Origin of the sequence: Lysinibacillus sp. NPDC093688, assembly GCF_050280145.1 — a bacterium.
GTDB classification, from domain to species: domain Bacteria; phylum Bacillota; class Bacilli; order Bacillales_A; family Planococcaceae; genus Lysinibacillus; species Lysinibacillus xylanilyticus_B.
This window is the reverse complement of sequence record NZ_JBNNUX010000023.1, coordinates 1-20,891: the sequence shown is the minus strand read 5'-3', so window position 1 is coordinate 20,891 and position 20,891 is coordinate 1. Positions and strand designations below refer to the sequence as shown.

Sequence of the window (20,891 nt, the reverse complement as noted above, 5' to 3'; positions counted from 1 at the left end):
GAATATTAGTACTTTTGCTAATAGAATGTTGGTGTAATTTACCTGATTTATTTATTTTTGGAGAAAACATGGGAAGGTGAAGATGATATTTCTGTAAATGTATATCAGAGTGGAGGCTGGGCGACTCCTGGGGGATCAGCGATAGGGGAACGAAGGCTAAAACCATCACATCCTGTGATAACGCCTTCGTGACCAACATCGGTGCTGCTGCCGCTTCGCTTTCGCGCAAAAAACATCTGTTGGCCCGAGACCCTGGAGCGAGCAGATAGGAGAACGAAGGCTAAGAGCATCACATCCTGTGATAACACCTTCGTGACCAACATCGTGTTGGCCCAAGCGGCTCATCGGACGCCCCCAGGAAGCTCTGCTCTGCGCGAAAGCGAAGCGTCAGCGACAAATGTTTTCTGTGCGAAAGCGAAGCGTCAGCGACAAAGCGCCCAGCCGGAACGGAAATCACCCCCACATTATGCTGATGGTCCTAATTTATAAAGAAAAGGTTCTGCCCAATTTTTTTGAGCAGAACCTTTTCATTATAATGATCGATATTTTTTTAGACTTACAATATTTAATGTCATAAATACAAGAGCGAAAGAAGCAAGAATCACTAAGTCTACTAGAATTTCACTAAAGGAATATCCCTTATACATAACCCCATTCAACGCGTCAGCGGCATAGTATAGTGGCATAATTCGACCAATATTTTGCAGCCAATCCACCATATTATCCAGTGGGAAAATACCTGAGAAGAAAATTTGCGGCACAATGACAAGCGGGATAAATTGCATCATTTGAAACTCTGATCCAGCAAAACTTGATAACAGAGCTCCTAATGATAATGAAACAAGTGCAACGACAATATTGATTAGCAGCACAAGCCAAATGGAGCCAACGTGTACAATATCAAGGACATAAACCCCGAATAGAACAATAATAGTCGTTTGAATAAAAGCAAACAATCCATAGCCAATCATATAACCAGCAACAATTTCAGAACGTTTAATCGGTGTAGCCAGTAAGCGCTCCAAAGTCCCTGAAGTTCGTTCTTTTAACAACGCTATACCTGTAATTAAAAAGACGAAAAAGAAAACAAAGAAGCCTGTTAGCATCGGGCTAAAAATATCGAAAATAGCGGTATTTTCATCGCCATATACATAATCAGTCGTCAACTTCATCATTGCATATTGTTCAGGCTGTAAAACCTGAGAAAGTTTCATCTTTAAAGCCTTGGCTGTTGACGGATCATCATTTAATAATGTGAGCTTCAATTGACTTTGCTGAAAAGCTAACCAGCCATCATATTTTTCATCTTTTAGACTGGCAATAGAAAAGTCATTTTTTTCGATAACATGAAAATCTGCCTCTTCGAGTTTTTCAATTAGTGATGCAGGACCATTTGATACGACAAGTGTCATGTCAGGTTCATTACTATTAAAAACAAAATACATTAATGAAAGCACAAGAAGAGGGGCAAAAAATAATAAGGCAAGTGTACGTTTATCGCGTATCATTTGCTGCATTATTCTTGTGACTATTGCGCCGATTCTCATAGTGCTTCACCTCCAGCCTTTAAAAACACTTCATCAAAATCCTTAGCCTGATAATGAGCTTTCAAATCATGTGGTGTTCCATGTGCAATGATCTGACCATTACGTAGCATAGCCAACTGGTCACAGCGCTCTGCTTCATCCATTGCATGTGTCGTTACTAAAATTGTTTTATGCTCATCGTTTTTTAAACGAATTAACTCCTGCCAAATTTCTTTTTTTAATACGGGATCGATACCAACAGTTGGCTCATCTAAAATCAACAACTTTGGATTTTGGATAAGGGCAATTGCAAGGGATAATCTTCGTTTCATCCCCCCAGAATAATTCAACACCTTAATTTTTAAATCATCCGTTAAATGAACAAGGCTTGCAGCATAATTTACACGTTCCGCACGCTCTTTTTTTGATAATCGATAAAGCTTAGCAAAAAAATGAAGATTCTCTTCACCGGTTAAATCCAAATACAGTGCATCAGATTGTGCCATATAGCCGATATCCGTCAGTAATTGCTTATGGGGGACTGTATGATTTAATACTTGAATATGACCATTATCGGGCTTGATCATTCCCATAATCATTTTAATTAATGTCGTTTTCCCACAGCCTGAAGGGCCAAGTAAGCCAATTAGCTGTCCCTTTGGAATTTCTAAGGAAAGCGGGGCAATTACTTGTTTTTGATGAAACTTTTTTTCAATGGAGTTTAGTGAAATTGCATTGTTTCCCATCTAACCATCTCTCCTTTACTAAACACAGTGTTGATACCTGAAATTTTAAGGCAGTGAATTGGGAATTACAATAAACAGATAACTAAAAAGTGTTAAGCGATTTTGGATTTTTACGTTTTCGAGCTAGAGGAAATCAGACAGCCTAAGTCAAAAAGACTGACCAATACATAAATAAAGAAGAATGCCGATAAATAAGGTAATACTGTAATTACAAACACTATTTTACATTGGTGTGATCATTGAGGTAACCAAATAACTTCTTTCAGCAGGTGGCAAAACACCCGCTGAAATAGAGTAACTCAGTCTAAGAACGCCACGTCTTATGGCAACGACTGAGTGACCAACATCGTGTTGGCCCAAAGCCTCTGGCGGATGTCACGGAATCGAAAAGGAGTTCAATATAGGATGTTAGCCTAAAATCATCGCATCCATGCGATAACTGCTAACTGACCTGCATCGGTAAAAACGCCACGTCCTGTGGCATTACCGAAATGACCGACATCGTGTCGGCCCTCGTGCAGGACTAAGCACAAAGCCGATTCCAGACGCAATTATGCCGAGGCATAATTGATCAACATCGCTAAATACTAATCGGCATAAAGTGATAATACAATGGGGGTTCTAAATGTCTATTCACGATATAATGAATTTTGAAACAAAACGAGCTATAAAACATGCATTACTTGTACAAATAGAGGAAGTAGGTTTTGAAAGAGTAACAGTAAAAAATTTAGCTATTACTGCAAACATTAATCGAGGAACTTTTTATCTACATTATAAGGATAAATTTGAAGTGATGGAGGATTTGCAGCAAGAATTATTAAATGATCTAGAAAGCTATGTAAAAAACGTTCAACCACTAGAAGCCTTTCATACGATAAAAATAGGCCAACTTTATCAGCCATTTATAGCTGTGTTTAAATATATTAAAGAGCATGCTACAGCCTTTCGAATTATTTTAGGGGAGCAGGGGAGTCCCGCCTTCAGCAAGAGAATGAAGAAAGTCTTTAGTAATCATATTTTGGACAGAATCACTGTTATGCAAGGGGAAGGGCTTGATCCAGAATTTCAGCAATATTTTGAAGCATTTTTAACTTCCGCGATTTTAGGTGTTATTCAAGAATGGTTAGATAGTGGAGATGAGAATTTAAACGTGGACGAGTTAGCCATGATTCATTTTAGGTTATTGCGCTTCCTTGGTAATTTGGCATCTTTGCAGCAATGAGTTTTAACAAAGTTTTATATTTCTAAATCTAAGAATCTGCTTGCTCTAAGAAAGCAAGCAGATTTTTACCTTTAGCATTTATAAATATAAATCACGTTTAACAAAAACACGAATAGCCAGCATATAGCATAGCATCCCAATTACAAACAATGCCCCTAGCATCCAAAGAGACGAGCTATCTTGAGTCATTAATTTTTCAGGTGCAAACAATGAGTAAATCGTGAAGTACTTAAGCTTTTCTAAAGAACCACCCATATTACTAAGCGCTTGAATTAAATAAAAAAGAATAGGAATTCCTGTACTATACGCATAAGAGGTTCTTAAATCCTTGCTACTGCAGGATACTAAAAAGCAGTAGCCACTAATGGCAAAATGTAAGGAAAAAAGACCGATATTTAATGTCAAAAAAGCACGTAAATCCAATTCATTTGGAAATAGAATTCCTGAAAATATGATGGCTATCAAAGTTGTTACCGTGAGCAGTATCAAGATACTAGCAACTAAAAAAAATGCTTGCGTGAAGACAATTTTAAAACGTGTATTCGGTGTTGCAATTAAGTATGCCATAGAACCATTATCGATATAGCCCATCACTAGTTTATTTGCCAACATAATAATGAAGACTAACGGCAGAACTAGTAATAAAAATCCATACAAATAGGTAGATAGAAATTCAATTAACGAATTACCTATGTTACTCATACCAAATGCTGACATCAATTCTGGCATTGTTTCGGTAAGCTTATTAAGAGTATTGCTCATTTCAGGGTTATACATATAGACAATACTAATGATATAGAGCATTAATACAGCGAGAATAATACTAAAAAGTTTAATAGTAGCTTGCATCTCATGTTTGAGCAAAGTAAAGTTCATGATTCTTCACCTCCACTTTCGTAGTAATGCATGAATATATCTTCAAGTGATTGTGAAATGATATCGAGGTCGATAATTTTATAATCTGCTAATGTATGAAGTAATGTTTGGACATTACCCTGAACTTTTATAATTGCTTGTGTTGGCCCAATTTGTTCTATAGTATGTTGCTCGCTTAAAAAACGAGATAGCTCTTGCTCGCTTTGAAATTCAATTAAAAACTTTTTAGATTTTCGTTTTTTTAAGTCAGCAATTGTTTCCGTTGCAACAATTTTCCCAGCATTAATGATTGCTACACGGTCACAAGTTTTTTCGATTTCTTCAATCATATGAGAGGACATGAATATTGTCGTTCCTTTTTCTTTTTCAGCTAAAATAAAATCGATAAACTTTGTTTGTATAAGAGGATCTAATCCACTTGTCGGTTCATCAAGAATGACTATCTCTGGGTTATGCATAAATGCGCAAATGAGACCTACTTTTTGCTTCATACCCTTTGACATTTTCTTAATAAGCCCAGTGGCATTTAATTCAAAGTATTGCATGAGTTCATGAGCTCTTGTTAAATCATTTAACCCTCGCATTTGGGCAATAAATTTAATAAATTGTTGTCCAGTCATTTTATCGATAAACGCAATTTCTCCAGGTAAATAGCCTACAAATTTTTGAATGTCAGCCGTAGATTGGCGACAATCTAACCCTTTAATAAAACACTGTCCTTGTGTAGGCTGTAAGAAGCCCATTAAATGCCGAATTGTTGTAGATTTACCTGCACCATTGGGACCTAAAAATCCGAACACTTCACCTTTTTCGATTTGTAAGTCCACATTTTGTACACTATAAAAATCTCCAAACTTTTTAGTTAAATTATTGACCTCGATCATTGCCATACATTTCACCCCTTCGACTGTTCTTTATAATGATTATAAGGCTAATTTTCAAAAAATAAATTACTATACAATGCAACTCTAATCAGTGGGGGCTAATGGCTAATGCGATATAAAAAAAGAACATGAATGGCTTCTTTAAAAAGACTCCTTCATGTTCTCCGCCAAGTGATGACAATTTTACATGTAACAATAGCTTGAAGATATTTATTCTCCATAATAATTATTCAGTGCTACTTCTAAACGTTCTTCTAGGTGCTTCAAAATATAGGTCAACACAAATTGCTCCTTTTCCATCTCAATTTGAGGGGAACGAAAAATTTTTCTGAAATAACCTGCCTTATTGTCTATTGAAAATTGCTGTAATGCTTCTGTCCGTAATGTCGACAAAATTTCATTTTCAATATGACGCTCACGAATTTTTTGAACAATATCCTTTACGCTATGCTCCTCTTGAAGTTCGGAAATTTGTTTTTTTAAATTTTCATTTTCTAGTTTAAGTTCAGCTGTTTCTTTTTGAATTTCTTCTACTTGAAGATTCGATTCCGAGGATATTAATTGAATTTTTTGTGCGAGAAAGTCTTGATTGATCGTCACTTGCATGGCTCCATGTTCTTCATCGGGAAGAAAATTAAAAAGCCCAGTTTGTATCATTTGCTGAAGAACATTTCCAAGAACATCAACCTTATTAGCTAAATCATCAGTACCCATAGTTGTTGCAGTTATTTGATGTTTGATGAGTTGACCATTGTCATCAATTCCTAATAAAAGTTTTAAGCCTTTGACACGGAGCTCATCTTTTAGCAGTAAAATCATGCGAAGTCGTAAGATGGCAGAAAGGTTCAAACGAATATTAGTGTTTGGGCTATTCGTAACATTTTCAAAAATATACTGTTCGAATGGTTTAATGTAATAGCGAAGCTTCGCTTCCGTTATTTCAAACCAGCTAGCGACCTCTGAAGTAGAATAATAATTTGTTTCCTCAATATGCGCTAAATAGTCGTCATTGTAGAGTATTTCTTCTAATGGCTTATTTTTTTGTATTACGACAAACAATGGGTCATGTTGTACCATTCCGAGTACCAATTCTTTTGCATTATTTAGTTTAAGCATCCATTTACACCCCACTTTATTTTTCCGTATCAATTGTTCCCTATATAGGTTTCTATTCCACTGGAAGCAATTGTATGACTATTTTGTAAAGGAAATAATTATTAGAACAAATGACCTAAAAACCTTTTCTCCGCTTTAGCGGTTATCTATACCGAGGCAAAGCGTCAGCTACATGACTTCCACAAAAAAATTAAAGCAACGAGGTGGGAGGTTAACTGTCCGAAAAGCCCGATTGGTGAAGAAAGAAAACCCCACTGATTAAAGTTTCTTAAGAAAAATTTAAGAAATCTCCTCGGAAATCTTTAAGAAATGCTCTTTATATTAAAAGTATTCAAATAATACTTTGATCGGGGAGAAAATGTATGTTAACGTTCCTTACTGAATTTATAAAACATCCAAAAACGATAGGTGCGATTTCACCTAGTTCTAAAAAATTAGCAAAAAAGATGGTCGACCAAATTTGTTTTGAAAATGCCCGATGTATTGTTGAGCTAGGACCGGGTACGGGTTCATTTACGAAAGAATTAGTGAAAAGAAAAGAGCAGTCAACAAAGTTAATTCTTATTGAAAATAATGAAGTTTTTTGTGACAAGCTTCGTGAACAATTTCAACATGAGCCGAGTATAATCGTAATACATGGATCAGCTGAGAATTTATGCATATATATGTCAGCATTAAATATCAAGAAAATTGATTATGTCGTATCTGGATTACCTTTTACATCATTGAATCCTGCCATTTCATCACGTATTTTACAAAATGTAAAGGAATGCTTAGAGGACGGAGAATTTATTACATTCCAATATTCACTTATTAGGAAATCCTTTATTCAAAATTATTTTGAGGATATTTCACATGAAAGAGTATGGATTAACCTTCCACCTGCCTATGTACTCAGCTGCAAACTTGGAAATGTGAGGGCTAGTTAATGGGATTACAAGATCTTTTATCATATATTGAGCAATACGGTTATTTTGCTTTATTTTTCAGCTTATGGCTAGGAATCGTGGGTATGCCCCTTCCTGATGAGATGATTGTTATGAGTGGTGGATTTTTATCATCGTTAGGAAAAATGAGTGTGTTGAAAGCTTTTGTACTAACTTATCTTGGCGCAGTTTCAGGACTTTCCTTAGGATTTGTCCTTGGAAAAGTGTTTGGCCATAAAATACTTGATAAATTGGTGAAAAAGAAAAAGGCTAAATATTTATTACAGTCAAAAGAGCTAATAGATAGGTATGGTCATTTTGCTTTAGTTATAAGCTATTTCATACCAATAGTGAGACATATACTTCCTTACTTAGTAGGTATGAATAACATGTCGTTTAAAAAATACGCTTTGTATTACTACACAGCAGGTTTTGTTTGGACATTGATTTACTTTACACTTGGTTTGTTCTTTGGAAAACACATTGAAAATATTTCTATGCTAGCAACGAAATATGGTATATATTTTGGCGCTTTCGTCGGTATTGCAGGGTGTTTTTATTATTTTTATACACGAAAATTAAAGTCGGTATCGTAAAATGGTTTTATTATTTTTATATACGAAAAATAAAAAAATAGTTAAAATTAGGAAGTGTAATTATTGATAGGAAGTATATTATAGAAATAGGTTGATTGGAGTGGAGACTGGGCGACTCCTTGGGGATCAGCGATAGAGGAACGAAGGCTAAAACCATCACATCCTGTGATAACGCCTTCGTGACCAACATCGTGTTGGCCCGAGACCCTGAAGCGCAGCGAAGCGGCTCATCGGACGCCCCCAGGAAGCTTTGCTCTGTGCGAAAGCGAAGCGTCAGCAACAAAGCGCCCAGTTGGAACGGAAATCAACCCCTCGTTATGGTTCAGATTAATATATCTGATATTTTAATATAATTTGAAATTTGGTGGGATTAGATGACGAAAGAAACAATACTGATCGTTGATGATGAAAAAGAGATTAGAAATCTTATTGCTATTTATTTAAAAAATGAAGGCTACGATGTTCTAGAAGCAAGTGATGGAGAGGAGGGCTTAAGTCTTTTAAAGAAACATAAAGTACATTTAATTGTCCTAGATATTATGATGCCGAACGTGGATGGCATTGAAATGTGTGTGAAGGTAAGGGAAATAGCCGAGATGCCAATTATTATGCTGTCAGCAAAGTCTCAGGATATGGATAAAATCGTTGGATTGTCATTAGGGGCAGATGATTATGTAACAAAGCCCTTTAACCCTTTAGAGCTAATTGCGCGCATAAAATCTCAGCTTCGTAGATATATCAAAATGAATCGACTAGATAGGATGAACGAAAATGACATAGAAATTGGTGATCTGCGAATCAGTACAGACACACATGAAGTAATCGTCAACAATGAAAAAGTAAAGCTTACGCCAAGGGAGTTTTCAATTCTTGAATTACTTGCAAGAAATCAAGGCATAGTCATGAGCGCTGAGCAAATTTATGAAAAGGTTTGGAAGGAAGAGGCTATTCAGTCTGAAAACACGGTAATGGTACATATTCGTAAAATTCGAGAAAGAATTGAGACAAATCCAAGAAATCCTCAATATATTAAAACCGTATGGGGAGTAGGTTATAAAATTGAGAAAGATCATTAAGCCATTTAAATACTTACTATGTAAACTAAAAATACTTATCGTAAATACCATTACAAAAGTTCGACAAAGTATCAGAATTCAACTTTTAACGACTTTTATTCTTTGTGCATTTCTCGGTTTACTTGCTGCACGATTTACTCTACCGTATGTTGGGAATCCAACACCTACCATTGACTACAGTGGAGATATGCAGCAAATAAATTTTCAAACACAGCAAGCAGCAGATTTAGCTGTTAGTGAAAATAGTGTCGAAACTATACTGCAAATGATTGAAGCAGAAAATGAAAAACTGAAATCGACAGAGCGAGCGCTGAAAGTGTTAGTTACCGATGAGCACGGGAAAGTTCTGTATAAAACAAAGCAAGCGGAAGAGGAACAAATTGATGTACATAATAAGATTCGTCAGGTAATGGATTTTGCAATCAATCATCCACTCTATAATTTTAATTATGATATACCTACAGCCAAGCAATCGCGTAAAGAAATTATTGCCTTTTATCCAATAACTATAGAAGATAAAAATTTATATTTGTTTGTCAGTGGTATTCCAACAGGCATACTTATTAAAAGCATGGAGGGGCCTGTTCCTTTATTAATTGGAATTGCAGTTTTTACCCTTTCATTCTTTTATTTAACAAAACGAAAGATGAAACAAATTGAGTCTGTAGCAAAGGGGGTCAAGGAAATCGCAAAAGGGGATTTAACTTATCGAATTGAAAAAAAGGGGATAGATGAAATAGCTTTATTAACAGAGAACGTCAATCATATGGCTGAAGCAATTATGACAAATATAGAAATGGAACGAAGGATTGAAAAACAAAAAAATGAATTAATTACAAATGTATCACACGACCTACGAACACCACTTACCTCAATTATGGGCTATTTACGATTGCTAAGAGATGAAAGGTACGACACGAAGGAGCAATATAATGAGTATTTAAAGATTGCTTTTTCAAAATCCGAACAGTTAAAAAACCTAATTGATGATTTATTTGAATATACGAAGCTAACGAATGAAAGCATTGTCCTTGAGAAACAAGAGGTGTGTATTAATGAACTTCTCGATCAGTTAACTGAGGAGTTGATTCCGCAAGCAGAGGAAAACAATCGTACATTCAATAAAAATTTCACGGAGGAACGGATCTTCGCTACAGTAGATTCTGAAAAAATTGTCAGGGTCTTTGATAATTTATTAATGAATGCCATTAAATATAGTACAGGTGACGGCGAGATTTTTGTTTCTCTTGAAAGAAAAGAAGATACGGTTCAAATCTGTGTTGCAAATGAAAGTAATGAATTTACATCCGAAGAGCTAACGAGCTTATTTGAGCGATTTTATAAAAAAGATCAATCTAGAACAAATGTAGCGGAAGGTTCAGGACTTGGACTTGCTATTGCTAAGAACATTGTAGAACTACATGGTGGCAAAATTGACGCGCAGTATAAGGATGGTATGCTGCAGTTCATCATCGAACTTCCTGTTACAGCTTTATAAAAAATAGAAAGGTAGCATTAAAGCAATGCTACCTTTTTTATGGGTGAATGAGTTGCTCAATAGTGAGAATATGATTGGCATTAGAGTGGGGGAGGCTCTTTTGTAAGTGCATAAAAATATTTTTGTCCTTAATAACAATTTGAATTTCCGTATATCGATATTGTTGTTGGACTTCTTGAACATATTCTGTAATTTTCAATAAATGATGTGGGTCTTTTATTTCTACTTCTACAAAAAAGGGCAGCGTTAATTGAAGTAAACTTAAGCAACCGCGACGAATCCAAATCGCTTCATTGACGTAATAACGGATAGGTAATTGACGATTACTTGCGATAAATAAGTCCATTTATGTCTCCTTTTTTAAATCATGATGTTAATAGTGACGGATAGAATCGTCAAAGTGATGGATAGAACCGTCAAAGTGACGGATAGAATCGTCAAAGTGATGGTTAGAATCCTCAAAATGGTGGATAGTACCCTCATCACATACATCAATCGTCTCTAGAAAATATTTTAACGCAATTGATTGTACTTCGTCATTGCATAATTAAACTAAGTCGGGATTTGAGCATGCGTTGTTGCTAGTATGTGTAGTGGCAATGACTGTGAATCCATATATCTTTGAGCGAATTCACGTGGATAAAGTTACACCTAGCACAGCAATAACGAAGCCAATGATTCTGTAGAAGGTGCCAGTGCTTTTTCAACTTTATTTACGTTCAAAGAGGTGTTTTCTACATTGAGATGATCAAACCACTATGCAAGTTTATTCAAGAATTTCTTTTCTAATTACGTCAATACTAGAAGTTATATCTGGCTGTAAAAAGGGGACATATTGATGAAGAAAATAATTCTACTTACATTATTGCTACTCTCTGCAGTTAACTTTAATCCAATATTTGTTCACGCTAACGAGAACAAGAAAGAAGACTTAATGAAAATTGTTAGCAGATTTATGCCATTGAATGCGTCACTTATAAGCCCTGAAAATCCTTCTTCCACACCGCCAATTCAACTCTATGACTTTAACCACGATGGACAGAAAGAAATAATCTTTACTTATAAAATTAAAGCAAAGGATTACCCTTCTCAGTTTGGATCAATAGTGCTAAAAAAACACAATACGAATTGGCGAAAGATTTGGGAAACTAAAATGCAAGGAGTCGATTTGGATTTTTCAGGATTGGTAGATATTACTGGTGATGGCACAAAAGAATATTTATTTGGTGTTACAATTGGGGCAGCAATGGGTAGCGAACTTCAAGTGTTCCAATGGATCAATAACTCATTCCAAAAGATTGCTGATGTTCCTTATCATAAAATGGATTTTGTGAATGGAAAACAAAAAGTTGGTATAGCAATTTGGCAAATGTATATTGGCGATAGTTATTTAGTGGATGTACTAAAATGGAATGGTGAAAAGTTGGTCTATAACGAAGAATTATACTCTAAATACTATCCGGTAATCGAAAAGTTTTATAAAGAAAAAATTTCAGAAATGGATGCCTGGTTTTATTGGTATTGCCTTGCAGATGCCCAAATCAAAGCAAATAAATTTGAAGAAGCATCTAAATCTATTCAAAAGGGAATTTCGTTAGTTAAAAAATTATCAATGGAAGATGTAATCCAAGACTTTAATGATTTAAAAGAAAGGCTAGAAAATAAAAAATAGCATTCGCCAAAATAAAAACGCACATTACTAAAATCATTTAGCAATGTGCGTTTTTGTATTTGGATAGTGAGTAGTAGACTTTAGTGAATATCACGCTTTTTGAAGTTCCCACCACGTACCTCTGAAACATCAGAAATAACTATGAAGGCACCTTCATCAATATCTTTAATAATCGATACTAGTTTATTTTCTTCCATACGGTTAATAACACAGTTTAATATATCAGTTGGTTCATTGGAAAAACCGCCACGCCCTTTTGTATATGTAACACCACGTCCTAAACGAGCTTGGATCGCATCACCAATTTCCTCTGATTTTGCACTGACAACACGAACATCTTTTGATTTTTCTAAACCATCTTGGATAATATCGATAACGTTTTTCGCAATAAAGTATGTTAAAGCTGAGTATAGTGCGCTCTCTAAGCCAAAAATAAAGCTTGCCCCTAAGAAAATAAAGGCATTAATAAATAATATAATATCCCCGACTGAAAACGGAACCTTACGTGAAAGTAACACGGCTAAAATTTCAGAGCCATCCAAAGCGCCACCGTTACGTAAGACAATCCCAATCCCAACACCTAGTAGCATACCACCAGATAAAACAATTAATAGTGGATCATTCGGACCTAAAATTGTTTTAACATCATGCATAAGCACTGTGGAAATAGATAGAGCTGCAATCCCAGCAGTACTCATCAATGCAAAAGTTTTACCTACTTGTTTGTAGCCAATAAAAATAAACGGAATGTTTAATACAAAGAGCAGTAGGCCTAATGGAATACCAAAGAGGGTTGCGCCCATAATACTAAGCCCCGTCACGCCACCATCAATGACATCATTCGGAATTAATACCGCTTCTAGTCCATATGCCGCGATGATGGCGCCAATTATAATCATGATAAATTTTCTTGTGTTTTCAACTGACTTTCTTCTTTTCATAAATCTTCTCCATTTCTTTACGTAAAATAATACTTAAGGTTTTGGAATAATATTTATAGCTATTGTTTTTGTCTCAGTATCAATCTCTTTATTAGAGTCGGCCATATTATAGTATTTATTTATTAAATCGTTTAATTCATTTTCAAAGTGCTTAAATTGATCCTTCGTTAACTTAAAATCAATAAGCGAAAAAGTTGCTAAATCTGCAAGTCTTTCTTCTTCATCAAGTGAATCTAAATAATTTTGATATTGGGATAGCAAAGCTAATTGATAGTAGGAAACGTAATTTAATTTTTGTTTGATAGTTAGTTGTGTCCAATCCTCCTTACTAAGTTTTGCTGCTCCTTCATTTACTGCATAAAATTTTTCTGTAACAGAACGTACTTTTCGCTCTTTCACAATTTTTATGATGTTTTCATCTACTAAAATTTGGATGTGTCGATACAAAGTGGCTTGAGGTACATCCTTAATAACAGAAATCATCTCCAAAGTGCTTAAGCCTTCTTCTTTATCGTGCATCAGAGCTTGTAAAATTTTCATTCTCACAGGGTGCATTAATACCTCTGCTTTATTACGCATAAACCGATCCTCCTATTAAAAAAATGAGATGGTATCAAGGAAAGAAATTAAATGTTATCAATGTGAGAACATTATCATAAAATATATTAAAGATATTTTTTTAAGATGTACAGTAAAAAGGTAATGCAATTTTTACCGCCTTTTGTTATCATTATTGATAATGATAATGAATGGAGGTTATAGGAATGAAATTACACTATGGTTTCGATGATTTACAACAACTGGATTGGGCAAGTATACTTCCAATCATTTTGCCATTTATATTCGTAGGATTTGTTCTAATCATTGTTGCTTTATTCGATTTATATCGGCACCGAGATACGCGAGAAAACATACTTATGTGGACAATTATTATTTTGTTCTTTAATTCAATTGGTTCTGTTCTATACTTCATTATTGGTAGGAAGGAGGTAAATAAACGTGCGCTTAGAAATTAATAATATTACGAAAAAGTTTAAACAAAAAACGGCTGTGAATGAATTTTCAATGGTTATTGATGCTAATGAGTGTGTTGGATTAATTGGACCAAATGGAGCGGGGAAATCCACGTTAATTCAAATCATTGCCGACATTCTGAATGCAGACAAAGGGGAAATTCTTCTTGATGGTCAAAAGATTTCATCTATGAGAAATCAAATTGGTTACTTACCTCAGTATCCTAATTTTTTCTCATGGATGACAGCATTTGAAACATTGTCCTTTATGGGAACACTTTCTGGCATAGCAAAAAGTGAATTGCAGAAAGAAATTCCATTACTTTTAGAAAAAGTAGGCCTAGGGAAAGAAGCACATTTTCATGTCGGAACATTTTCAGGTGGTATGAAGCAACGCCTTGGCATCGCACAAGCATTATTGCATAAGCCAGCTTTAATGATTATGGATGAACCGGTATCAGCGCTAGATCCAATAGGGAGAAGAGAAGTGTTAAATCTATTAAAAGAGATCAAAAAAGAAACGACAGTTTTAATATCAACGCACATATTGAGCGATGCGGAGGAAATTTGTGAGCGTTTTGTGATGATTAAAAATGGTCACAAAATAGAAGATGCTACGAAGTCAGAGTTACTTAAACGCCATCAAGAATCAGCTATCTTCCTAATGATTCGTAAGGCAGATTTTCAGTGGTTAACAATGCTTGAACAATTATCTTATGTGAAGAAAATCGAAAGCTGTGGAAATGGCTTCAAAATCCATGTTGGAAATTTGGAAACAGATGCTAATCGACTAATACAGCACGGACTGGATTCAAAAGTGATGTTTACTAAATTTGAAGTGGGTATTCAAGACAATCTAGAAGAAATATTTTTAGAATTGGTGGTGTAAGAGAATGAGTGCTTTTATTGCATTAAGCAAAAAAGAAGTACAGCAAATGGCCAGGGAATTTAAAATATTTTGGCTCCCAATCGTATTTATTTTACTAGGGCTAACTCAGCCGATTATGATGTATTATTTACCTGTTATTTTACAATCAGCGGGTGGTATTGAAGGTATAATAATTGATCCTACGATGGCAAATCCGGAGGGACAGGCGGTACTTGCCTCAACATTAAATTCTCAGTTTGATCAGCTTGGCATTATTATTTTGGTCATAGCCACTATGAGCATTATTCAAGGGGAAAAAGCAAATGGCATGATGGCATTTATCCTAACAAGGCCAGTATCGATATCTTCTTATTTAAATAGTAAAATCATCATCCATTATATTTTGGCTGTTATATGTATGGCTCTTGGATATGCAGTGTCCTATGGCTATTCAGCGTATTTATTTACTACTGTTCCTATGACGCAAGCCATGTGGGCTTTTGCATTTTATTGTGTTTGGCTGTTATTCATCATAACGTTTGTTGCGATGATGAGTACATTTTTTAATAGTCCTGCATTTATAGCACTAATAAGTATCGTTAGCCTATTAATTTGTCGTTTTATCGCTGGACTACATCCATTACTAGACATTGTTAATCCTGCTAGTAATAGTATGTATGCAACAAATATTCTAATGTCGGGTGATGTGGGATCTTGGGTTGGCATCAATATTGTAGTAACGCTGCTGTTAGTTGTATTGATGATCATTACTATGCAAAGTTTCATTGCGAAAAAGAAATTTTAAATGAAATAAGGTGAAGAAATTGTTATCGATACAAAATTTACAGCAATCGTATGGGCAGCATGAGGTTTTGAAGGGCGTAGATTTAAAAATTGAAAAGGGAGATATACTGGGGTTTGTTGGTGGGAATGGTGCAGGTAAAACAACGACATTAAATTGTATTGCTGGATTAGTAGAACAAAATTACGGAAAAATAATGATTAATAATGTTGCGAAATCGCAGTCATTCGAATATAAAAAGCAGTTTTATTTTATACCGGATACGATTCATGTATTTAAAAATATAGCTGCATATGATTGGATACATTTTGTTTTGAAGCTGTATGAAAAGACTGATGATGAAAGACTAAAAAACTTTATTAACGTCTTTGGGATGGAAAAAAGTATTTATAAACCGATGGGAACGTATTCTTATGGAATGCTTCATAAGATGGCATTGATTACTGCTTTTACAATTAGTCCGCCTATCCTAATTATGGATGAGCCGTTAAATGGATTGGATCCACTTGCTGTCGTTGCTTTTAAAAATTGTATGAAAGAGTACGTTGGAAATGGTGGGACAGTTCTCTTTTCCACTCATTTATTAGATGTTGCCGAGAAAATTTGTCAATCCATTTCGTTTTTAAAAGATGGAAAGATTGTCTTACATGAGCGTGTTGAGAAATTGCTAGTCGATGGGAGCTTAGAGACTATTTTTATGGAGAAACAAGCTAATGAAGGATAATATGCAATTAATCAAATTCTTTTTAACATCCTTTTATGCAAAGCCAAAGCAGCCAGTAATTCAAGTACTCCTAATTATTGCATTTATTTATGTAGCCGTTCAGTATTTTGTACTTACCTTCATTATCTATTTCATGGCGACCCCAGAGGAGTATTTATTTTACAATGTTCTTCTTTCAAATGGTGTGACCTATTTATTGATTTCGTATTTTGCCATTTCGGTAGTGTTTAGTCAAAGTGATTTTGCTATATTGGCTCATTTGCCCATTTCAGCGAAGCGGGTTGTAATGTCAAAAATTATAAGTGGGGTAACTTTACCGATAATGGCGGTAAGTATTTTATCAATACCTACATTTTTCATATTCCTGATAGAGTTTAAGCTAGGTGTTGCTATAAAATCACTTGCATTTTTACTTGTCATGAACGTTTTAATTGTATTGTTCCTTCTATTTGTGTTGTCCATTTTTAATCATTTTCGCAGTGTATTTATTAATACATCCGTATATTTGCTTGTTAGGATGACGCTTATAGTAGGTATTGGAATAAGCCCGATCCTGTACTTTCTAATAAAAAATTATCATGCAATCAGCACTGTTTTAGTGAAATTAGATGTTTCAACAATATCATCCTTAAGTGCTTCAATTTCTGATTTTCTAGAAATAGGTTATCGTTTTGCAATGCAACAGTCAGTGGTGGAGACGCTTTTGTCATTAAATACGGCAATCAGTTTTATCTTATTATTCGCACTATGTTATTTATTGTTTAAAGCAACTATAAAAATGATTGCGTCTAAGTATTATGAACATGGCTTGCTTGTCAGCAGAATAGAAAAAATGACTAAAGTTTGGGGGAGAGATATTCAAAGCAGCTTGGTCAATTATTTGCAACGTGAATATTGGATTATTCAGTCTGAACCGTACTTTAAAATGCAAGCTATTTTAGGGATCATTCTAACGCCAATTTGTACAATCATTTTTCTCGTACAGTCGAATATTTTAAAGGCTGAATGGATTGTTAACAATGAATCTTTTCTTTTTGTCTATATGGTTTTGTTCATGAGTTGTATGAACAATATTAGTGGAACTCCCTATTCAAGAGAGGGGAAATACTATGCATCTAGCATGACATTACCATTCGATCCACAAAAGATTTATATGGCAAAAGTTGTGACTTCATCAAGCATAGGCACAATAACGGTTGTAATAAGCTATATCATTTACATGCTATTTGGTAGAGTCGATTTTATAACGGGACTGCATTTATTGATTACATTACTATTAGTCATTACTTATAATTTATTGTCTCCGCTTTATGATAGAAAGCACCCATTACTTGAATGGTCTAATCCATCAGAGGCAATAAAATCAAATCCTACAGTATTAATAAGCCTGCTATATGGATTACCATTATTGATTATTGTTGGACTTCTCCATTTTAGCTTGCTTGCTCTTAATATTTCTCCAGCGATGACAGCCCTAATTATTTTGGTAATTGTAACTCTATGTACAATTACAGTAATCTATAAAATGTTTTTTGAAGGAAAGAATTTGAAAGGATACGTAAACAATTGAATGTAAAAATAAATCCAAAGAGTAACATTCCTTTGTATCAGCAATTAACCCAGCAACTACTGTTTGAAATAGCGAGAGGGAATTTGCAAAATGGTGATCCACTGCCTTCCATTCGTGATTTAGCAGCTGAAACAAACCTCAATCTTCATACCGTTCATAAAAGCTACAAGGAGCTTCAAAAGAAGGGAATACTCGCTATAAAACCTAACTCAAAAGCAATTGTTAAGAAATCCGCTGAAGCGAAGGGGATTGACCTTCAACAAATTTCTATAAAAGTCGAACAAATAATATGTGAAGCTTATGTTTTAGGTATTAGCGAACATCAACTACAACAGATATTTCATGAAAATTTGCTTAAATATTATAGTAAGCGTTAAGAGAGAAAGAGATGACTTCTGCTGCAATGTACAGAAGCCATCTCTTATTAATTAGAGTGTATTTTAGTAAACTCATCCTTAGTCATTCCAAAATAAACTTCATCGTAAAAGGTGCCATTTGTATAAATCATATTTCTTAAGCGACCTTCCTCCACAAATCGTAGTTTTTTATGTAAAGCTATAGAAGATGCGTTAAAGGAGTAAACACAAATGGTTGCTTTCTGATAGCGAAGTTCAAGGAAATAATGCTTTAAAATGGTTAAAATCATATCTTTTGCATATCCTTTTCCTCTATATGAAGGAAATATCGTTATAGCATAATCAAAGGTCCCATTCTTTGCATCACATCCAGAAACCTCAATTGTCCCCACGACATTGTTCGAAGTATCCTCCGCAATCCAGTAAAAATCATCACTCTCCGTAGATGCCCCTTTTGATATTTCATTGATCCATTCTTCAATTTGTTGATTTGTCCGAGGAAAAGCGATGGAGTCATGGTTTTTTAGTATATCATCATCTAAATTTTCAAACATATGAATGTCCTCTGGCTTGGGCGCTCTTAACCTTATTTTATCTCCGCACCAATAGGAAATTTTCATTGAAATCACCTACCTTTTAAATTGATATAGTTAAATTATACCATTGGAGTTGTGTGGAAGAGGAAAAAGCAAGAAACCACTAAAAGAGTTCCCTGCTTTTACAATGTTATATTAAAAACACCGCCACAATGGTTGTAACAATAAGACCAATCGCTACGGGCAATAAATTACGCCTTGCAAGCTCGAAGGGGCTAACATTACAAATGGCAGCAGCCGGGATTAACGCCCAGGGAATGATTGTTCCTCCGCCAACCCAGATCGCTGTTATTTGTCCTAAAGCCGTTAAAGTTGCAGTACCGCCACCAATAGCATTACCGAACAAACTACCGACGGAACCTGCTAAGGAAATACCTGAGAAGCCAGAGCCATCTAAGCCTGTGATGGCGCCAACTACTGCTAAAGTGACGACTGCAATTCCCTTCGTTAATGGAACTACCGCAGCTAGACCTACGCCGAGATCGTTGACGATACCATGTGAAGTGGCTGGTAAGTAATCACCAATAATTTGTGTAAATCCGGAATCTCCTAGATAGAAAAAAGCTGCAATAGGAATAACCGGTCCGAACACTTTAAAACCGAATTGGAATCCTTGAATTAAATAGCTTGTTGTTTTTTCAAGCCCTTGTTTTTTGTGGGCTACAACGCAAAGCAACAGAAGGATAAAGACAGATGTCCCTCCGATTAAAGCTGTTGCATCTCCACCTTGTAATTTTAATATAGACATTGCAATGACATCGAGTACAAAGGCGATTGGAATAAGTACTGCGAAAAAGCGTTTTTGCCCGAGTGTCAGCAGGTTTTCAGCAGTTACTTGTTCTACGTCTTCATTTGTATCGTTTGTAGCATATAGATTTAGTGATCCACGCTTCATATCACGTCGTAAAAAAATATAGGCGGCCAACGTAGTAACAACTCCCATTGTAATCACAAGAGGGATACTAGCAGACATTACCTCACCGACTGGAATACCAGCAGCGTCAGCAGTCAGCTTCGGAGCCCCTTGTATAACAAAATCACTCGACAGAGCAATTCCATGACCAAATAAATTCATCGCCATCGCCACTCCAAGTGCCGGTAAGCCTGCACGTAGAGCAACAGGTAACAAAACCGCCCCTAACAGTGCCACAGCCGGTGATGGCCAAAAGAACCACGAAATAAACATCATTAACAAACCAATCGTCCAATAAGCGAGTGCAGGTGTTTTAATGATTTTTGTAAAAGGAGCAATCATGACCTCATTAATACCAGAAGTCATCATCACCCGACTCATGGCAACGATAATAGAAATAATAAGAATGATCGACAACAGTTCTGTAATGGCATAAATAAAACTGTTAAAAACACCACTAATGGATGCAGTTAAATCGCCTGTAGCAAAGATTGATAGCATAAAGATGCCTAGTACACAAATGAGGGTGGTATCGCGACGTTTAACCATAAATCCAATGATAAGGACAATAAAAACAACGTAAATCCAATGGAGAGCTGTAAATTCAATCCCCATACGTTTCCCCCTCAAAATTCGTTCTGATTCTATAGAATATGAAGGGGAAAAAAGTTGGTGATGGTTTTGAAATATTTCGGCCTAGTCAGAACGACGGAAAGCGGTCGAAGTGACGGATAAAGTGGCAGAAGTGACGGAAAGCATGGTCAGAGCAACGGATAGAATAGTCGAAGTGACGGAAAGAATCGTCAAAGCGACGGATAGAGAAGCTAAAGTCGTGGATAGAACCATCAAAGACGTGGATAGCCCCGCCCAATTCGTGGATAGAACCATCAAAGACGTGGATAGCCCCGCCCAATTCGTGGATAGAACCATCAAAGACGTGGATAGCCCCGCCCAATTCGTGGATAGA

24 protein-coding genes are annotated in these 20,891 nt (G+C 35.6%); 14 read left to right on the top strand and 10 right to left on the bottom strand.

The annotated features are described in order from the left end of the window. Positions 1-530: 530 nt before the first annotated feature. Both ACQKN2_RS17055 and ACQKN2_RS17050 read right to left on the bottom strand, forming a co-directional pair. On the bottom strand, positions 531-1,547 hold the full coding sequence (locus ACQKN2_RS17055) for an ABC transporter permease (RefSeq protein WP_427415999.1): 1,017 nt from the start codon (positions 1,545-1,547) through the stop codon (positions 531-533). Then, positions 1,544-2,272 (bottom strand): ABC transporter ATP-binding protein, encoded by a 729-nt coding sequence (locus tag ACQKN2_RS17050; RefSeq protein ID WP_427415998.1) that lies wholly within the window; start codon positions 2,270-2,272, stop codon positions 1,544-1,546. Before ACQKN2_RS17050 ends, ACQKN2_RS17055 begins: the two co-directional genes overlap by 4 nt. 625 nt (positions 2,273-2,897) lie before the next feature. Between ACQKN2_RS17050 and ACQKN2_RS17045 the strand changes: the two genes are divergently transcribed. After that, positions 2,898-3,497, top strand: a complete 600-nt coding sequence (locus ACQKN2_RS17045; protein ID WP_427415997.1) for a TetR/AcrR family transcriptional regulator — start codon at positions 2,898-2,900, stop codon at positions 3,495-3,497. A gap of 78 nt (positions 3,498-3,575) precedes the next feature. Here the strand turns inward: ACQKN2_RS17045 and ACQKN2_RS17040 are convergent, their stop codons facing one another. From ACQKN2_RS17040 to ACQKN2_RS17030, 3 genes are all read right to left on the bottom strand, one after another. After that, on the bottom strand, positions 3,576-4,373 hold the full coding sequence (locus tag ACQKN2_RS17040; RefSeq protein WP_427415996.1) for an ABC transporter permease subunit: 798 nt from the start codon (positions 4,371-4,373) through the stop codon (positions 3,576-3,578). Beyond that, positions 4,370-5,257 carry an ABC transporter ATP-binding protein gene (locus tag ACQKN2_RS17035; protein WP_427416049.1) on the bottom strand — a complete coding sequence of 296 codons (888 nt, stop codon included), beginning with the start codon at positions 5,255-5,257 and terminating at the stop codon, positions 4,370-4,372. Before ACQKN2_RS17035 ends, ACQKN2_RS17040 begins: the two co-directional genes overlap by 4 nt. A gap of 210 nt (positions 5,258-5,467) precedes the next feature. After that, on the bottom strand, positions 5,468-6,373 hold the full coding sequence (locus ACQKN2_RS17030) for a hypothetical protein (RefSeq protein ID WP_427415995.1): 906 nt from the start codon (positions 6,371-6,373) through the stop codon (positions 5,468-5,470). Positions 6,374-6,735: 362 nt separating this feature from the next. On the opposite strand from ACQKN2_RS17030, the gene ACQKN2_RS17025 reads away from it, so the two are divergent. The 4 genes from ACQKN2_RS17025 (at position 6,736) to ACQKN2_RS17010 (ending at position 10,469) form a co-directional block, all read left to right on the top strand. Then, on the top strand, positions 6,736-7,302 hold the full coding sequence (locus tag ACQKN2_RS17025; RefSeq protein ID WP_427415994.1) for a class I SAM-dependent methyltransferase: 567 nt from the start codon (positions 6,736-6,738) through the stop codon (positions 7,300-7,302). Next, complete coding sequence (locus ACQKN2_RS17020; RefSeq protein WP_427415993.1) at positions 7,302-7,895, top strand: DedA family protein; 594 nt, start codon at positions 7,302-7,304, stop codon at positions 7,893-7,895. The genes ACQKN2_RS17025 and ACQKN2_RS17020 overlap by 1 nt, the downstream gene beginning before the upstream one ends. 374 nt (positions 7,896-8,269) lie before the next feature. Then, on the top strand, positions 8,270-8,971 hold the full coding sequence (locus tag ACQKN2_RS17015; protein ID WP_427415992.1) for a response regulator transcription factor: 702 nt from the start codon (positions 8,270-8,272) through the stop codon (positions 8,969-8,971). Continuing rightward, positions 8,955-10,469, top strand: a complete 1,515-nt coding sequence (locus tag ACQKN2_RS17010) for an ATP-binding protein (RefSeq protein WP_427415991.1) — start codon at positions 8,955-8,957, stop codon at positions 10,467-10,469. The genes ACQKN2_RS17015 and ACQKN2_RS17010 overlap by 17 nt, the downstream gene beginning before the upstream one ends. Positions 10,470-10,506: 37 nt before the next feature. Here ACQKN2_RS17010 and ACQKN2_RS17005 read toward each other — a convergent pair whose 3' ends face one another. Next, complete coding sequence (locus tag ACQKN2_RS17005) at positions 10,507-10,815, bottom strand: hypothetical protein (RefSeq protein WP_427415990.1); 309 nt, start codon at positions 10,813-10,815, stop codon at positions 10,507-10,509. 33 nt (positions 10,816-10,848) lie between these two features. Here ACQKN2_RS17005 and ACQKN2_RS17000 point away from each other — a divergent pair, with 33 nt between their 5' ends. Both ACQKN2_RS17000 and ACQKN2_RS16995 read left to right on the top strand, forming a co-directional pair. Continuing rightward, positions 10,849-10,974, top strand: a complete 126-nt coding sequence (locus ACQKN2_RS17000; RefSeq protein ID WP_427415989.1) for a hypothetical protein — start codon at positions 10,849-10,851, stop codon at positions 10,972-10,974. A 333-nt stretch (positions 10,975-11,307) separates the two neighbouring features. Next, positions 11,308-12,141, top strand: a complete 834-nt coding sequence (locus ACQKN2_RS16995; protein ID WP_427415988.1) for a hypothetical protein — start codon at positions 11,308-11,310, stop codon at positions 12,139-12,141. A gap of 80 nt (positions 12,142-12,221) precedes the next feature. Here ACQKN2_RS16995 and ACQKN2_RS16990 read toward each other — a convergent pair whose 3' ends face one another. Next, complete coding sequence (locus ACQKN2_RS16990) at positions 12,222-13,082, bottom strand: YitT family protein (RefSeq protein WP_427415987.1); 861 nt, start codon at positions 13,080-13,082, stop codon at positions 12,222-12,224. Between the two features lie 33 nt (positions 13,083-13,115). Beyond that, entirely contained in the window at positions 13,116-13,661 is a 546-nt protein-coding gene (locus ACQKN2_RS16985; RefSeq protein WP_323650523.1) for a helix-turn-helix domain-containing protein, read from the bottom strand. 185 nt (positions 13,662-13,846) lie between these two features. On the opposite strand from ACQKN2_RS16985, the gene ACQKN2_RS16980 reads away from it, so the two are divergent. From ACQKN2_RS16980 to ACQKN2_RS16955, 6 genes are read left to right on the top strand one after another with little or no spacing between them, the layout of a single operon-like run. Continuing rightward, a complete protein-coding gene (locus ACQKN2_RS16980; protein WP_427415986.1) occupies positions 13,847-14,098 on the top strand; it encodes a PLD nuclease N-terminal domain-containing protein in 252 nt (83 codons plus the stop codon). Beyond that, positions 14,082-14,984 carry an ATP-binding cassette domain-containing protein gene (locus tag ACQKN2_RS16975; protein WP_427415985.1) on the top strand — a complete coding sequence of 301 codons (903 nt, stop codon included), beginning with the start codon at positions 14,082-14,084 and terminating at the stop codon, positions 14,982-14,984. Before ACQKN2_RS16980 ends, ACQKN2_RS16975 begins: the two co-directional genes overlap by 17 nt. A 4-nt stretch (positions 14,985-14,988) precedes the next feature. Next, positions 14,989-15,768 carry an ABC transporter permease gene (locus ACQKN2_RS16970; protein WP_427415984.1) on the top strand — a complete coding sequence of 260 codons (780 nt, stop codon included), beginning with the start codon at positions 14,989-14,991 and terminating at the stop codon, positions 15,766-15,768. A gap of 19 nt (positions 15,769-15,787) precedes the next feature. Then, complete coding sequence (locus ACQKN2_RS16965) at positions 15,788-16,489, top strand: ABC transporter ATP-binding protein (protein ID WP_427415983.1); 702 nt, start codon at positions 15,788-15,790, stop codon at positions 16,487-16,489. Continuing rightward, the gene (locus ACQKN2_RS16960; RefSeq protein WP_427415982.1) at positions 16,479-18,059 is read left to right on the top strand and encodes a hypothetical protein; all 1,581 of its coding nucleotides are present in this window, start codon (positions 16,479-16,481) and stop codon (positions 18,057-18,059) included. The genes ACQKN2_RS16965 and ACQKN2_RS16960 overlap by 11 nt, the downstream gene beginning before the upstream one ends. After that, complete coding sequence (locus ACQKN2_RS16955) at positions 18,056-18,436, top strand: GntR family transcriptional regulator (RefSeq protein WP_427415981.1); 381 nt, start codon at positions 18,056-18,058, stop codon at positions 18,434-18,436. The genes ACQKN2_RS16960 and ACQKN2_RS16955 overlap by 4 nt, the downstream gene beginning before the upstream one ends. 47 nt (positions 18,437-18,483) lie before the next feature. Here the strand turns inward: ACQKN2_RS16955 and ACQKN2_RS16950 are convergent, their stop codons facing one another. Then, positions 18,484-19,035 carry a GNAT family N-acetyltransferase gene (locus ACQKN2_RS16950; protein WP_427415980.1) on the bottom strand — a complete coding sequence of 184 codons (552 nt, stop codon included), beginning with the start codon at positions 19,033-19,035 and terminating at the stop codon, positions 18,484-18,486. Between the two features lie 106 nt (positions 19,036-19,141). Then, positions 19,142-20,539 carry a hypothetical protein gene (locus tag ACQKN2_RS16945; protein ID WP_427415979.1) on the bottom strand — a complete coding sequence of 466 codons (1,398 nt, stop codon included), beginning with the start codon at positions 20,537-20,539 and terminating at the stop codon, positions 19,142-19,144. Positions 20,540-20,648: 109 nt separating this feature from the next. Here ACQKN2_RS16945 and ACQKN2_RS16940 point away from each other — a divergent pair. After that, positions 20,649-20,891 (top strand): hypothetical protein (locus ACQKN2_RS16940; RefSeq protein ID WP_427415978.1); only part of this gene is annotated, 243 nt, incomplete at its 3' end.